This window comes from Bradyrhizobium sp. Kon37, from assembly GCF_055807535.1.
In genome coordinates, this window is the sequence record NZ_JBVVOY010000049.1 from 1 (window position 1) to 15,051 (window position 15,051).

14 protein-coding genes are annotated in these 15,051 nt (G+C 64.5%); 13 read left to right on the top strand and 1 reads right to left on the bottom strand.

Annotated elements, in window-relative coordinates:
• Nucleotides 1-236, bottom strand: a 236-nt coding sequence (locus tag AC0L3J_RS36435; RefSeq protein ID WP_473295457.1) for an NYN domain-containing protein, incomplete at its 3' end; no start/stop codon positions are given.
• A 329-nt stretch (nt 237-565) separates the two neighbouring features.
• Here AC0L3J_RS36435 and rpoZ point away from each other — a divergent pair.
• From rpoZ to AC0L3J_RS36500, 13 genes are all read left to right on the top strand, one after another.
• On the top strand, nt 566-958 hold the full coding sequence (rpoZ, locus tag AC0L3J_RS36440) for a DNA-directed RNA polymerase subunit omega (protein ID WP_007603391.1): 393 nt from the start codon (nt 566-568) through the stop codon (nt 956-958).
• 208 nt (nt 959-1,166) lie between these two features.
• Entirely contained in the window at nt 1,167-3,452 is a 2,286-nt protein-coding gene (locus AC0L3J_RS36445; protein WP_027567287.1) for a RelA/SpoT family protein, read from the top strand.
• A gap of 45 nt (nt 3,453-3,497) precedes the next feature.
• Nucleotides 3,498-4,250 (top strand): pyridoxine 5'-phosphate synthase, encoded by a 753-nt coding sequence (locus tag AC0L3J_RS36450; protein WP_473350296.1) that lies wholly within the window; start codon nt 3,498-3,500, stop codon nt 4,248-4,250.
• Nucleotides 4,247-4,666, top strand: coding sequence for a holo-ACP synthase (gene acpS / locus AC0L3J_RS36455; protein WP_007611179.1), 420 nt, complete (start codon nt 4,247-4,249; stop codon nt 4,664-4,666). Before AC0L3J_RS36450 ends, acpS begins: the two co-directional genes overlap by 4 nt.
• Nucleotides 4,667-4,914: 248 nt before the next feature.
• Nucleotides 4,915-5,679 (top strand): signal peptidase I, encoded by a 765-nt coding sequence (gene lepB / locus AC0L3J_RS36460; protein WP_473350297.1) that lies wholly within the window; start codon nt 4,915-4,917, stop codon nt 5,677-5,679.
• Nucleotides 5,676-6,527: a ribonuclease III gene (rnc, locus tag AC0L3J_RS36465; RefSeq protein ID WP_473350298.1), complete on the top strand. Its 852-nt coding sequence runs from the start codon at nt 5,676-5,678 to the stop codon at nt 6,525-6,527. The genes lepB and rnc overlap by 4 nt, the downstream gene beginning before the upstream one ends.
• Nucleotides 6,517-7,443: a GTPase Era gene (era, locus tag AC0L3J_RS36470; RefSeq protein ID WP_456764016.1), complete on the top strand. Its 927-nt coding sequence runs from the start codon at nt 6,517-6,519 to the stop codon at nt 7,441-7,443. The genes rnc and era overlap by 11 nt, the downstream gene beginning before the upstream one ends.
• Nucleotides 7,444-7,464: 21 nt before the next feature.
• Nucleotides 7,465-7,845, top strand: coding sequence for a hypothetical protein (locus tag AC0L3J_RS36475; RefSeq protein WP_473350299.1), 381 nt, complete (start codon nt 7,465-7,467; stop codon nt 7,843-7,845).
• Nucleotides 7,846-7,923: 78 nt separating this feature from the next.
• On the top strand, nt 7,924-8,676 hold the full coding sequence (gene recO, locus AC0L3J_RS36480) for a DNA repair protein RecO (protein WP_473350300.1): 753 nt from the start codon (nt 7,924-7,926) through the stop codon (nt 8,674-8,676).
• A gap of 100 nt (nt 8,677-8,776) precedes the next feature.
• A complete protein-coding gene (locus tag AC0L3J_RS36485) occupies nt 8,777-9,061 on the top strand; it encodes a hypothetical protein (RefSeq protein WP_456764019.1) in 285 nt (94 codons plus the stop codon).
• A 61-nt stretch (nt 9,062-9,122) separates the two neighbouring features.
• On the top strand, nt 9,123-11,381 hold the full coding sequence (parC, locus tag AC0L3J_RS36490) for a DNA topoisomerase IV subunit A (protein WP_473350302.1): 2,259 nt from the start codon (nt 9,123-9,125) through the stop codon (nt 11,379-11,381).
• Between the two features lie 257 nt (nt 11,382-11,638).
• On the top strand, nt 11,639-13,189 hold the full coding sequence (locus tag AC0L3J_RS36495; RefSeq protein ID WP_473350303.1) for an ABC transporter substrate-binding protein: 1,551 nt from the start codon (nt 11,639-11,641) through the stop codon (nt 13,187-13,189).
• 4 nt (nt 13,190-13,193) lie between these two features.
• Nucleotides 13,194-14,738, top strand: coding sequence for a GMC family oxidoreductase (locus AC0L3J_RS36500; RefSeq protein WP_473350304.1), 1,545 nt, complete (start codon nt 13,194-13,196; stop codon nt 14,736-14,738).
• Nucleotides 14,739-15,051: the final 313 nt, after the last annotated feature.

The window sequence follows — 15,051 nt, forward strand, 5'->3', positions numbered from 1 at the left end:
TTGGTGACGACGGTGTAGCCGTTGTAGTCGAGCCAGTCGATCAGCGGCCGGATCGAGGAGTACTCCTGATCCTCGATGATGGCGGTGTAGTAGAACGCCCTCAGCAGCGTCCCGCGACTCTGAAACTCCTTCAGCAGGCGCTTGTAATCGATATCGAAGCCCAGAGTTTTCGCCGTCGCGTAGAGATTGGCTCCATCGATGAAGAGCGCGATCTTGTCGGAAGAGGAAGGTGACATTCAGTTTGCTCGCGTAGAGTTCGTGATTGATCGTTTATTGTTGGCGCGGCGACAGCAAGCCGCGCACTTCTAAAGTCCCGCCGAAACCCGTCGAAACCGCAAATCCGGAGAAGTCGGGGCAATCAAGGTATAGTTATGGCCAACTTGCACACTCCCGGCGCCGCCGTCCCCAGCGGCCCGGGAAACCACCCATCCCAGCCCCAATGTGGGGGTAGCAGAGCCGTTTGGCGAGGCCAAATCACAAATTGGCCTTGCGAAACCCTCCCGGCCCCTATAACTACCGCCATTCATCCACATATTTCGTCCCACCCACAACGGAGCGACAGTCGATGGCTCGCGTCACCGTAGAAGATTGTATCGACAAGGTCGACAACCGGTTTGACCTGGTCCTGCTGGCCGCCCACCGCGCCCGCATGATTTCGTCTGGTTCACAACTAACGGTTGACCGCGATAACGACAAGAACCCTGTTGTGTCATTGCGCGAAATTGCTGAGACCACCATTTCGCCGGAGGACCTCCGCGAGGAGCTGGTGCACTCGCTGCAGAAGTTCGTCGAGGTCGACGAGCCCGAGCCGGACACCGTGCCGCTGATCGGTTCCGCCGGTGCGAGCGTGGATGCAGACGATACCGAAGTCGCCGTTGAGCGCATGACGGAAGAAGAGCTCCTGAAGGGTCTCGAAGGCCTGGCGCCGCCCGAGGAGCAGCCCGAGGAGGACGAGTAATCGTCCCATCGCGCTCATCGACTTCTTTGTGATCTTATCAAAGGCCCGAACCGTTGTTCGGGCCTTTGCTTTTGTTGGCGTTTTCGTGGTTACCATAGCGTCATCGGTTCGCGCCTGTTCCTGTCACTGAATTGATCGGACACGCGCGCGATCGGAGCTAAGATGTATACAACGGGCTGTGTCGTGGCCCGTTTGAAGGCAGGACGGCATGGTATATCGACGCCGCACACCAACGCAGATGCAGGCCGCAACCGAATCGGTTGCCGTGGCCCCGACTGCGCCGGTGGCGCGCCCGGCGAAGCCTCGCGCGCGCATGATGCGTCAATATGACCTCGTCGAGCGCGTCAGGTCCTACAATCCCAACACCGACGAAGATTTGCTCAACCGCGCCTATGTCTACGCCATGAAGGCGCACGGCTCGCAGACCCGCGCCTCGGGCGACCCGTACTTCTCCCATCCGCTCGAAGTGGCGGCGATTCTGACCGACCTGAAGCTCGACGACGCCACCATCGTGGCTGCGCTGCTCCACGACACGATCGAGGACACCGAAGCGACGCGGGCCGAGATCGACCAGATCTTCGGGCCCGAGATCGGCGCGCTGGTCGAGGGCCTGACCAAGCTGAAGCGGCTGGAGCTGGTGTCGCGGGAGGCCAAGCAGGCCGAGAATCTGCGCAAATTGTTGCTGGCCATTGCCGACGACGTCCGCGTGCTCCTGGTGAAGCTCGCCGACCGCCTGCACAACATGCGCACGCTGGACTTCGTACCGACGGAATCGCGACGGCGCATTGCCGAGGAGACGCTCGACATTTATGCGCCGCTGGCAGGGCGCATGGGCATGCAGGAAATGCGCGAGGAGCTGGAGGACCTGTCGTTCCGGACCCTCGACCCGGAAGCCTATTCGGTGGTGATGCAGCGGCTCGATGCGCTGGCCGAGCGCAACCGCAATCTGATCGGCGAAATCGAGGATCAGCTCTCCAACAATCTGCGGCACCGGGGCCTGGGGGCGCGGGTCTATGGCCGCCGCAAGAAGCCATTCTCGATCTGGACCAAGATGGAGCGCAAGTCGGTCGGCTTCGAGCAATTGTCCGACATCTTCGGCTTCCGCGTTGTGGTCAACGACATCGAGGCCTGCTACCGCGCGCTCGGCATCGTCCACACGAACTGGCCGGTCGTGCCCGGGCGGTTCAAGGATTACATCTCGACGCCGAAGCAGAACGACTACCGCTCGATCCACACCACCGTGATCGGCCCCGGCAACCAGCGGGTCGAGTTGCAGATCCGCACCGAGGCGATGGACCAGATCGCCGAGCGCGGCATCGCCGCGCACGTGTTCTACAAGGAAGGCGTGGGCTCGCCGACCGAATTTCTCAAGCGCGAGTCCAATGCGTTCGCCTGGTTGCGCCACACCATCGGCATCCTCTCGGAGAGCGCCAACCCCGAGGAATTCCTCGAGCACACCAAGCTCGAGCTGTTCCACGACCAGGTGTTCTGCTTCACCCCGAAGGGCAAGCTGATCGCGCTGCCGCGCCATGCCAACGTGATCGACTTCGCCTATGCCGTGCATACCGACGTCGGCAACAGCGCGGTGGGCTGCAAGATCAACGGCCAGTTTGCGCCGCTGTCCTCGGAGCTTCAGAACGGCGACGAGGTCGAGGTGCTGACCTCGGAAGCGCAAGCTGCGCCGCCGTCGGCCTGGGAAACGCTCGCGGTCACCGGCAAGGCTCGTGCCGCGATCCGCCGCGCCACCAGGACTGCGGTGCGCGATCAATATGTCGGTCTCGGCCGGCGCATCGTCGAGCGCCTGTTCGAGCGCGCCAAGATCGAATACGCCGACGACAAGCTCAAGGGCGCGCTGCCGCGACTCGCGCGGACCTCGATCGAGGACGTCATGGCGGCCGTGGGACGCGGCGAGATCAAGGCCTCCCACGTCGCGCGTGCGATGTATCCCGACTACAAGGAGGAGCGCATCGCGCGCTACGGCGTCAAGAAGGGGCTTGCCGGCAAGCTGAAGGAGAAGTCGTCCGAACCGCCTCGCAGCCCGGTCGCGATCCCGATCCGCGGCATCAATTCCGACCTGCCGGTGAAGTTCGCGCCGAACGGCGGCGCGGTGCCCGGTGACCGCATCATCGGCATCGTCACGCCGGGCGAGGGCATCACCATCTACCCGATTCAGGCGCCGGCCCTGAAGGATTTCGAGGAGGAGCCGGAGCGCTGGCTCGACGTGCGCTGGGACATCGAGGACTCCACGCCACAGCGCTTCCCGGCCCGCATCAAGGTCGAGAACGTCAACGAGCCCGGCGCGCTGGCGCAGATCGCGACCGTGATCGCCGAGCACGACGGCAACATCGACAACATCAGCATGCAGCGCCGCTCACCGGACTTCACGGAGACGACGATCGATCTCGAAGTCTACGATCTCAAGCATTTGAGCGCGATCCTGGCCCAGCTGCGCGCGAAGGCGGTCGTCGCCCGCGCCGAACGTGTTAATGGATAGACGCTTTCCGCCTTGGTCTATTCCTATGATTCCGTGAGTCCTGAAATGCCTGCACCTCCGCTCCGCCTCGGCGTCAATGTCGACCATGTCGCGACCCTGCGTAACGCGCGCGGCGGCCGCAATCCCGATCCGGTGCGCGCGGCGCTGCTGGCGATCGAGGCCGGTGCCGACGGCATCACCGCCCATTTGCGCGAGGATCGCCGGCACATCCGCGACGAGGACATGGCGCGGCTGAAGGCCGAGATCTCCAAGCCGCTCAATTTCGAGATGGCGGCGACCGACGACATGATGCGCATTTCGCTCGCCACCAGGCCGCACGCGGTGTGCCTCGTGCCGGAGCGGCGCCAGGAGGTGACGACCGAAGGCGGGCTCGACGTCGTCGGCCAACACAATGCGCTGGCGCCCTATATCGCGCGGCTGAACGATGCCGGCATCCGGGTGTCGCTGTTCATCGCGGCCGATCCCGCCCAGATCGAGATGGCGGCGCGGCTGCGCGCGCCCGTGATCGAGATCCACACCGGCGCCTGGTGCGACGCCGTCGTCGACGGTCACACTGATAAGGCCGCGGCCGAATGGCGGCGAATCGTGGCGGGGGCGAAGCTGGCGAGGGAAGCGGGGCTGGAGGTTCACGCCGGACACGGGCTGGACTATGCAACGGCGGAGACGATCGCAGGCTTGCCGGACATCATGGAGCTCAACATCGGCTACTACATGATCGGCGAAGCTCTGTTCGTCGGTCTCGCCGAGACGGTTCGCAGCATGCGCGCGGCGATGGACCGCGGCCGGAGCCGGGCATGATCATCGGCATCGGCTCCGATCTGATCGACATCACCCGTGTCGGCAAGGTGATCGATCGCCATGGCGAGCGCTTCCTCGACCGCATCTTCACCGCGGCCGAGCGGGCCAAGGCGGAGCGACGCGCCAAGAACGAGAAGATGGTGGTCGCGACCTACGCCAAGCGCTTCGCCGCCAAGGAGGCTTGCTCCAAGGCCCTCGGCACCGGCATCAGGCGCGGCGTGTGGTGGCGCGACATGGGGGTGGTCAACCTGCCGGGAGGGCGGCCAACCATGCAATTGACGGGCGGGGCGCTGGCCCGGCTCCAGGCCCTGACGCCGGAGGGGTTCGCGGCGCAGATCGACCTGTCGATCACCGATGACTGGCCTTTGGCACAGGCCTTCGTCATCATTTCCGCCGTGCCGCTGGCCAAACCCTGACGGTACTCCGATCATTTTATAATTCGCGTTCAAAATCAAACGCTTATGCAGTTTTGATGCGATCCTTGATTGCGTGGCCTCCGACAACCGTCTAAAAGTCCGCGGACGCAAATCAGGCTGGGCGAATTCGGCTTTACGCCGGAATTGGCCCTCATTATCAGAATCAGGACAATCTCCTTAGGCCGCGAGCGGTGGGCTGCTCGCGCGAGGAGGGCGCTCTGTGACCGCCGGCCGAAATTGAGAGAGCAATGAGCGTGACTTCAGGAACGAAAACTGAGAGCGGCGTCGGCGAAACGATCCGGGTCGTGATCCACGCTCTCCTGATCGCGCTGGTGATCCGCACCTTCCTGTTCCAGCCGTTCAACATCCCATCCGGCTCGATGAAGGCGACGTTGCTGGTCGGCGACTATCTGTTCGTCTCGAAATATTCCTACGGCTACAGCCACTATTCGATCCCGTTCTCGCCGCCGCTGTTCTCGGGGCGGATCTGGGGCTCGGACCCGAACCGCGGCGACATCGTCGTATTCCGCCTGCCGAAGGATGATTCCACCGACTACATCAAGCGCGTGATCGGCCTGCCCGGCGACCGCATCCAGATGCGGGACGGGCTGCTCTACATCAACGACACGCCGGTCGAGCGGCAGCGCATGAGCGAATTTATCGGCGAGGACCCCTGCGGCGCTGAAGGCAGCGGCGTCTCCCGGGTGAAGCGCTGGAAGGAAACGCTGCCGAACGGCGTGTCCTACGAGACGCTGGACTGCGCCGACAACGGCTACGTCGACAACACCAATGTCTACACCGTGCCGACCGGCCACTTCTTCATGATGGGCGACAACCGCGACAACTCCACCGACAGCCGCTTCCTCGGCCAGGTCGGCTACGTGCCGCAGGAGAATTTGATCGGGCGCGCCCAGATGATCTTCTTCTCGATCGCCGAAGGCGAGCATGCCTGGATGTTCTGGCGCTGGCCGTGGGCGGTGCGCTGGAATCGCTTCTTCAAAATCGTCCGATGAAAGACGAAGCCAAGGACATCGCGACCCTACCGACCGAGGCGCAAGCGGGCCCCGACGGCGAAGCTGCGACCAAGAGCCTTGAGAGCAATACGCCTGAAAACAAAACGCCTGCAAAGAAGAAGCGGGTGCGGAGCAGCAAGGCCAGGGGCTCGGATGCGAACGCTGGGCTCGAGGCACGCATCGGCTACAGCTTTGCCGATCCGAACCTCTTGATGCAAGGCATCACGCATGTCTCCGCGCTAAAGTCCGGGCGCAAGCGCGGCGACAGTTATCAGCGGCTGGAATTCCTCGGCGACCACGTGCTCGGGCTCGTCGTCTCCGACATGCTCTATCACGCCTTCCCGAACGCCGATGAAGGCGAGATGTCCAAGCGACTTGCCGAACTGGTGCGCAAGGAGAGCTGCGCCGATGTCGCCAAGTCGCTCGGTCTGCTCGACGACATCAAGCTCGGCTCGGTCGGCCCCAGCGCCGACGCGCGCCTGCGCAAGAGCGTGCTCGGCGACATCTGCGAGGCCGTGATCGGCGCCGTCTTCCTCGACGGCGGCTACGCGGCGGCGGCCGACTTCGTCAAGCGCAACTGGACCGAGCGCATGCACAAGCCGCGGCGTCCGTTGCGCGATCCCAAGACAGTTCTCCAGGAATGGGCGCAGGGCAAGGGATTGCCGACGCCCGTTTATCGCGAGGTCGAGCGCACCGGCCCGCATCATGATCCGCAATTCCGCGTCGCGGTCGATCTTCCGGGACTCGCTCCGGCGGAAGGCATCGGCGGCAGCAAGCGCGCGGCAGAGAAGGTGGCAGCTTCAGTGATGATCGAACGTGAAGGCGTTGGCGGCGGCAATGACGGTTGAAGCAAGCGGCGAGGCGCCCACTGCTACGCGCTGCGGCTTCGTCGCGCTGATCGGCGCGCCGAACGTCGGCAAATCCACGCTGGTCAATGCGCTGGTCGGGGCCAAGGTCACGATCGTCTCGCGCAAGGTGCAGACAACGCGCGCGCTGATCCGCGGCATCGTGATCGAGAACAATTCGCAGATCATCCTGGTCGATACGCCCGGCATCTTCCTGCCCAAGCGCCGGCTCGACCGCGCCATGGTCTCGACCGCCTGGAGCGGCGCGCATGACGCCGACCTCGTCTGCGTGCTGCTGGATGCCAAGGCCGGCATCGACGAGGAGGCTGAGGCGATCCTCACCAAGGTCGCAAGCGTCAAGCACGAGAAGATTTTGGTCATCAACAAGGTCGACCTGGTCCAGCGCGAGAAGCTGCTGGCGCTGGCGCAGGCCGCCAACGAGCGCATGGCCTTCGCAAAGACCTTCATGATCGCGGCGATCTCCGGCGACGGCGTCGACGACCTCAGGCATACACTGGCCGAGATCGTGCCGCCGGGGCCGTTCCTCTATCCCGAAGACCAGATGTCGGACGCGCCGATGCGGCAGCTCGCGGCCGAGATCACGCGCGAGAAGATCTTTCGCAAGCTGCACCAGGAATTGCCCTACCAGTCCACGGTCGAGACCGACAAGTGGGAGGAGCGCAAGGACAAGTCGGTGCGCATTGAGCAGACGATTTTCGTCGAGCGCGAAAGCCAGCGCAAGATCGTGCTCGGCGCCGGCGGCGCCACCATCAAGTCGATCGGCGCGGACTCGCGCAAGGAGATCGGCGAGATCCTGGGCGTGCCGGTGCACCTGTTCCTGTTCGTCAAGGTGCGCGAGAACTGGAGCGACGATCCCGATCGCTACCGCGAGATGGGCCTGGAATTTCCCAAAGAATAACCAAGAAAAGATCGGTCGGCGATGAGCGTACCCAGCAACGTACGGCGCTTCGAAGCGTTGCTCTATGCATCGTTGATGCTGGATGCCTTGTCGGTGGCGGTGCAGGACCGCACGCCTAACGCCGAGATGACCGAGCAGATGATCATGACGTCGACGCTGCTCGCCGGCGGCATGATCCTGCTGCTGGTTTATTTCGTCCGGCTGGCCGCGCGCGGGCGCAAGAACTGGCCGCGCTGGGTGCTGGCGGCAGCGCTCGTGCTGTCGGTGATCTCGCTCGGCCAGATCATCGGCCAGAAGGGCATGGAACTCGACAGCGCCATCGAGATCGTCTCCTGCGTGCTGACGGCGATGGGATTGTATTTCTCGTTCCGCGGCGACGCGCAGGGCTGGTTCAACGCGTAAGGCGTCAGGTGGATTGGCGGCGCGCAATCCCGCCAATCCGCCCTACGATTGAAGACCGGAATCCGCTAGACTTCACCGATGGAATGGACCGACGAAGGCATCGTGCTGGGGGTGCGGCGGCATGGCGAATCTAGCGCCATCGTCGAGCTGCTGACCCGCGCCCACGGCCGCCATCTCGGTCTCGTCCGCGGCGGCGCCGGCTCTCGGATGCGGCCGCTGCTGCAGCCCGGCAACAGCCTCGGCGTGGTGTGGCGGGCGCGGCTCGACGAGCATCTCGGCACCTACGCCATCGAGGGCCTCAAGCTGCGGGCGGCGACGCTGCTGGGATCATCCCACGGCGTCTACGGCATCACCCATCTCGCCTCGATCGCGCGATTGCTGCCGGAACGCGATCCGCACGAAAACCTCATGGCGCTGCTCGAACATTCGCTGGACGATTTCGACGACATCGGCAGCGCCGCCGTACACGTGATCCATTTCGAGCTGGCGATGCTCACCGAGCTCGGCTTCGGGCTGGCGCTGGAAAACTGCGCGGTGACCGGAGAAACCAACGACCTGATCTATGTCTCGCCCAAATCCGGCGGCGCGGTATCGCGCGGCGCCGGCGAGCCATGGCGCGATCGCCTGTTGCGACTGCCGCCGTTCCTGCGCCACGGCGAGGTGCAGGGCGACCTCACCGACCAGGATCTCCAGGACGGCTTTCGACTGACCGGCTTGTTCCTGCTGCGCCACGTGCTGGAGCCGCGGGGGCAGGGCCATTCCGACGCGCGGGCAGGCTTCATCAACGCGCTGACGCGACAGCAGGCAAAAGCCGCGATTCCGACGCCATGAGCCTGGCGCCGCTCTGCGATGCCTCGGTGGGCCGGCCACTGCTGGAACAAAACGTGGTTCCCCGGACTTGCCATTTTGGGTTCCAACCGGGGATAGGCACATGCTGATCAAGGGACTTGTGATATCGGCAGCGCTGATGGCGCTGGCGCCGGACGCCCTCGCGGGTGAGCAGCCGGGCGTCTTTCGCCGTGCCTCCTGTACCGTCGTCAGATTCTATGTGGCCAAATATTCCGCTGCGGCCGCAGAGGCATGGGCGAGGTCCAAGGGCGCGACGGAGGCCGAGATCGAGACGGCGCGGCGGTGCCTGCCCAATGCCCCGGCCACCACGCAGGCCAAAAACGCCCAACCCACCCAGACCTTCACCGCAGGCTGGGCCGGCCAGTAGGCCCCCCACAGGGAACCAATCGATCCTTGCCCGATTCGCTTCCACGGTTTAACCGGGCGGCATGGGAAAACGATTGATTCCGCCGGAGGAACCGGCCGAAATTCACGAGGTGCCGCTGCGTGAGGCGCTGGAAGAGCGCTATCTCGCCTATGCGCTCTCCACCATCATGCACCGCGCGCTGCCGGATGCCCGCGACGGCCTGAAGCCGGTGCACCGGCGTATCCTCTATGGCATGCGCCTGCTACGGCTTGATCCGGGCACAGCTTTCAAGAAGTCCGCCAAAATCGTCGGCGACGTGATGGGCTCGTTCCATCCGCATGGCGACCAGGCGATCTACGACGCCATGGTGCGTCTGGCGCAGGATTTCTCCTCGCGCTACCCGCTGGTCGACGGCCAAGGCAATTTCGGCAATATCGACGGCGATAATCCGGCCGCCTATCGCTACACCGAAGCGCGCATGACCGACGTCGCGCGGCTTCTGCTCGACGGCATCGACGAGGACGGGGTCGAATTCCGCCCCAATTACGATGGCCAGTCGAAAGAGCCGATCGTGCTGCCCGGCGGCTTCCCGAACCTGCTCGCCAACGGTGCGCAGGGTATCGCGGTCGGCATGGCGACCTCGATCCCGCCGCACAACGCGGCCGAGCTCTGCGAGGCTGCGCTGCATCTGATCGAGAAGCCCGACGCGAAATCCAAGGCCTTGCTGAAATGGGTCAAGGGGCCGGATTTCCCGACCGGCGGCATCTGCGTCGATTCCAAGCAGGCGATCGCTGAAGCCTACACCACCGGCCGCGGCTCGTTTCGCGTCCGCTCCCGATGGGAGCAGGAAGAAGGTGCGCGCGGCACCTGGGTCGTCGTCGTCACCGAGATACCCTTTCTGGTGCAGAAGTCGCGGCTGATCGAGAAGATCGCCGAGCTGCTGGACCAGAAGAAGCTGCCGCTGGTCGGCGATATCAGGGACGAGTCGGCCGAAGACGTACGCATCGTGATCGAGCCGAAGTCGAAGAATGTCGATCCCGCGCTGATGATGGAATCGCTGTTCCGGCTGACCGAGCTCGAAAACAAGATTCCGCTGAACCTGAACGTGCTGATCAAGGGCCGCGTTCCCAAAGTCGTGGGGCTCGCGGAATGCTTGCGCGAATGGCTCGACCATCTGCGCGACGTGCTGATCCGCCGCACCAACCATCGCAAGGCCGAGATCGAGCGCCGGCTGGAGATTCTCGGCGGCCTGCTGATTGCGTATCTGAACATCGACGAGGTGATCAGGATCATCCGCAACGAAGACGAGCCGAAGCCGGCGCTGATCAAGGCGTTCAAGCTCACCGAGGTGCAGGCCGAAGCCATCCTCAACATGCGGCTGCGAAGCCTGCGCAAGCTCGAGGAGATGGAGATCCGCAGCGAGGACAAGGATCTTCGCAAGGAGCTGAAGGGCATCGAGGGATTGCTGGCGTCCGAGCCCGAGCAGTGGAAGAAGGTCGCCGAGCAGGTCGGCAAAGTCCGCGACATGTTCGGACCGAAGACCCCGCTCGGCAAGCGCCGCACCACCTTTGCGGACGCGCCGGAGCACGATCTCGCCGCGATCGAGGAGGCCCTGGTCGAGCGCGAGCCGGTGACCGTGGTCGTCTCCGACAAGGGCTGGATCCGCACCCTCAAGGGCCATGTCGAGGATCTCTCGGGGCTGGCCTTCAAGCAGGACGACAAGCTCGGATTCGCGTTCTTCGCGGAAACGACCTCGAAGCTGCTGCTGTTCGCCACCAACGGAAAATTCTACTCGCTCGATGTCGCAAAACTTCCGGGCGGCCGCGGTCATGGCGAGCCGATCCGCCAGTTCATCGATCTCGAGCCGGAGGCCGCGCCGGTCACGCTGTTCGTCAACAAGGGCGGCCGCAAATTCCTGGTCGCGAGCCACGAGGGCCAGGGCTTCGTCGTCAACGAGGACGACTGCGTCGGCACCACCAAGAAGGGCAAGCAGGTCCTCAACGTCGACATGCCGAACGAGGCGCGCACGGTCACCGAAGTGCTCGGCGACACCGTCGCGGTCATCGGCGAGAACCGCAAGATGCTGCTTTTCCCGCTCGACCAGGTTCAGGAGATGCCGCGTGGCCGCGGTGCGCGCCTGCAGAAATACAAGGACGGCGGTCTTTCCGACGTCGCCGTGTTCGACGCCAAGGCGGGCCTGACCTGGAAGGATTCCGCGGGCCGCGAATTCTCTGCGACCATGAAGGAGCTCGCGGAGTGGCGAGGCAACCGCGGTGATGCCGGCCGCCTCGCGCCGAAGGGATTCCCGAAGTCGAACAAGTTCGGCAGGGTGATCGGGTAGTCCGCGGCCGTCGCCATATCGACAGTGTCATGCCCCGCGTAGGCGGGGCATCCAGTACGCCGCGGCCTCTCGGCTCAATCATAGCTTTCTCTGGAATACTGGATCGCCCGGTCAAGCCGGACGATGACAGCGAGGGTGTGGGCGCGCAAACGCGCGGCAGATAGCCGTGAGCGCATACGTGTTTCGGCCCTCCGGGCATGAACATTGCTTTTTGTCTGGCGGCTTTAAACGTCTCCGTCAAAAGGCAAATTCATTCCATGTCCAAACTGAAGGCTTTCATTCCGGCGCTGTTCGCCTTGGCGCTGACCGCGCCACCCGCGCATGCCGCAGGCAATCTCGTCGCGGTGCTCGAGGCGGAGATCGTCACGCTCGATCCGCATTTCTCCACAGCCTACATTACGCGCACGTTCGGCTATATGGTGTTCGACACGCTGTTTGCGAAGGATTCCAAAGGCGAGATCAAGCCGCAGATGGTGCAGGACTGGAAGGTCTCGGCCGATGGCCTGACCTACAGTTTCACGCTGCGCGATGGCCTGAAATGGCATGACAGCCAGCCGGTCACCGCCGCCGATTGCGTCGCCTCGCTGCGCCGCTGGGGCACCCGCAGTGCCCTCGGCCGCCGCATCTTCGCGATCACGGCGTCGCTCGAGCCGGCGGATGCAAAAACCTTCGTGCTGACGCTGAAGGAGCCGTCCGGTCTGGTCATCGACGCGCTCGGCAATCCCGTCAGCCCGGTGGCCTTCATGATGCCCGAGCGCATTGCCAAAACGCCCGGCGACCAGCGCATTACCGAGATCGTCGGCTCCGGTCCGTTCGTCTACAGCAAGGCCGATCACCGCACCGGCGATCGCATGGTCCTGAAGAAATTCGCCGACTACGTGCCGCGTCCCGAGCCTGCCGACTTCCTCGCCGGCGGCAAGCGCGTCAACATCGACACGCTCGAGATCCGCGTCATTCCGGATGGCGCGACCGCGGCCTCCGCGCTGCAGGCCGGCGAAGTCGATTTCATGCAATACGCGCCGTTCGATCTGCTGCCGACCATGGAGAAGAACTCCCGCGTGAAGCTCGTCAATTTCACCGGCGGCAACATGTTCGCGGGCGCCTATCGCCTTAACGCCGCATCGAAGCCGTTCGACGATCCCGCCATCAGGCGCGTGCTGTGGAAGCTGGTTGATCAGCGCGAGGTGCTGGACGCACTCGGCCTGGACGCCAAATACGCGGCGCCTTGTGCGACGTACTTCACCTGCGGCACCACCTATGACAGCAAGGCCGGCACGGAAGCCGCCGCCAAGCCGTCGATCGAAGCGGCGAAGGCCGCGCTGAAGGCAACGAAATATGCCGGCGAGCCTGTGGTCGTGATGGAGGCCAACGATCTCGAGGCCCCGCGTGTTTCGGCGCAGGTGCTGGCCGAGCGGCTGAAACAGGCCGGGTTCAACGTCGACCTCCAGGTGATGGACTGGGCCAGCGTGCTGGCGCGCCGCGCCAAGAAGGAGGGCTGGAGCGTCTATGGCGTTCACGCCGGCGGCTTCGACCTCGGCTCGCCCTTGACCAACGTCATGGTCGCCTTCAACTGCGCCGACTTCACCGGCTGGCAGTGCGATGCGCGCATCACGCCGCTGATGGAAGCCTTTGCCAAGGCGCCCGCCGAGGAGGATCGCAAGAAGATCGCAGGCGAGATCCAGGCCGTCATGTACGATCAGGCACCCGCAATACCGTGGGGCCAATTCGCCCAGCCCGCCGCCTCTCGCGCCAGTTTGCGCGGTCTGATACCGTCCGCCATCCCGGTGTTCTGGAACGTTGAGAAGTAGCGCGATGTACGATGTCATTGTTGTCGGCGGCGGCTCCGCCGGCGCCGCTGTTGCGGCACGGCTCTCGGAAGATCCCGCGCGGCGCGTCCTGCTGCTCGAGGCGGGTCTGGACTGGCGCGCCGACGAGGCGCCCTGGGAAGTGATGACGCCAAATCCGATCCCGATCATCCACAAGCGCGAGTACCAGGAGAAGTGGCAATGGCCTGATCTTCTGACGCGCCGGGTGGCGGGGCAGGAGCCGCGCTTCTACTGGCGCGGCAAGGGGCTCGGCGGCTCGTCGATGATGAACGGCCAGATCGCCATCCGCGGCGTCGCAGATGCGTTCGACGAATGGGCCGCCAATGGCTGCACCGGCTGGTCGGCCAAGGACGTGATGCCGCTGTTCTCGGTGATCGAGGATGATCTGGAATTTGGCGACGAGGCCTGCCACGGCCGCGGCGGACCGCTGCCGGTCTATCGGGCGACGACGGAAAAATGGGGGCCCATCGATCGCGGCTTGCGCGATGCGGCGCTGGCGAGCGGCTATCCCTGGTGCGCCGACGTCAACGGCCCTGATGGCGAGGGCGTCGCCTGCTATCCCATCAACAGCCGCGACAGCCGCCGCATCACCACCAACGAGGGTTATCTGGAGCCCGCGCGGGGCCGCGCCAATCTGGAAATTCGCGGGCATGCGCTGGTCGATCGCGTGCTGATCAGCGACGGCCGGGCGACCGGACTTCGCGTCCACATCGAGGGGCAGGGCACCAGCGAGATCAGCGCACGCCAGATCGTGCTGTGCGCCGGCGCCATCCACAGTCCGGCAATCCTGCTGCGCTCGGGCATCGGACCTGCGGATGAGCTGAAGGCGATGGGGATCGCGGTCGAGCGGGACTTGCCGGTCGGCCGGCACTTTTTCGACCACCCGCTGTTTCGCGCCACGATCCAGCTCCACGAAAATCTGCGGCCGACCGATCCGGACACCCGCCACACCAATTGCTGCGTGACCTATTCGTCGGGCCTCGCCGACGGCGGCAAGCGCGACATGATCCTGATCGCCTTCAATCACCGCGGCATCGGCGTGCCGGGCGCGATCGGCGCCGGGCTGTTCAACGCGTACTCGCGTGGCACGCTGAAATTGGCCTCGACCGATCCCGCGATCGATCCTGTTGTCGAGGAGAACATGCTGGCCGATCCGCGTGACATGCTGCGCATGATGGATGCGGTGAAGCGGCTAGCCGTGATCACCGCCCAGCCGGCGCTATCAGGCATCACCGATTGGATCCGGCTCGCCGACACGGATCTGACGCTGCCCCAGGCTGCGGCCTTGCCCGCTCACGAACTCGACGCGCTGCTGCGCCGTGAGACCGGCGATATCCAGCACGCCGCCGGCAGTTGCCGCATGACCGGCGTCAACGACGCCGACGGCGTGGTCAATCCTGACGGCACGGTGAAGGGCATCGCGGGCCTGCGCGTCGCCGACGCCTCGATCATGCCGTCGGATTGCCGGGCCAACACCCACTTCACGACGGTGGTGATCGGGGAAGCGATCGCGCGGATGATGATGCGTTAGAGCGACAACGACAGTGTCACGCTCCGCGAAGGCGGGGCATCCAGTACTCTGTGGCGCCGCTGGGTTCGCACAATGCCTGCCGTGGAATACTGGATCGTCCGCCTTCGCGGACGATGACACGGAGAGCGGGCAAGACTAGTCGTCGCGCCGATATACGGTTCAAACAGCGGACGAGAGTTCGCGATCTCGCGGCGCGTTCCGCCCGAGTTTTGCCCGATCGCATCACCCTCGTTGAGACAAGGGCGCAGGGAAGGCCGGGCGCCGGCTGGCACCCGCAGGTCCGTGCGCGACAGAAATGCACACGGGGTGGACC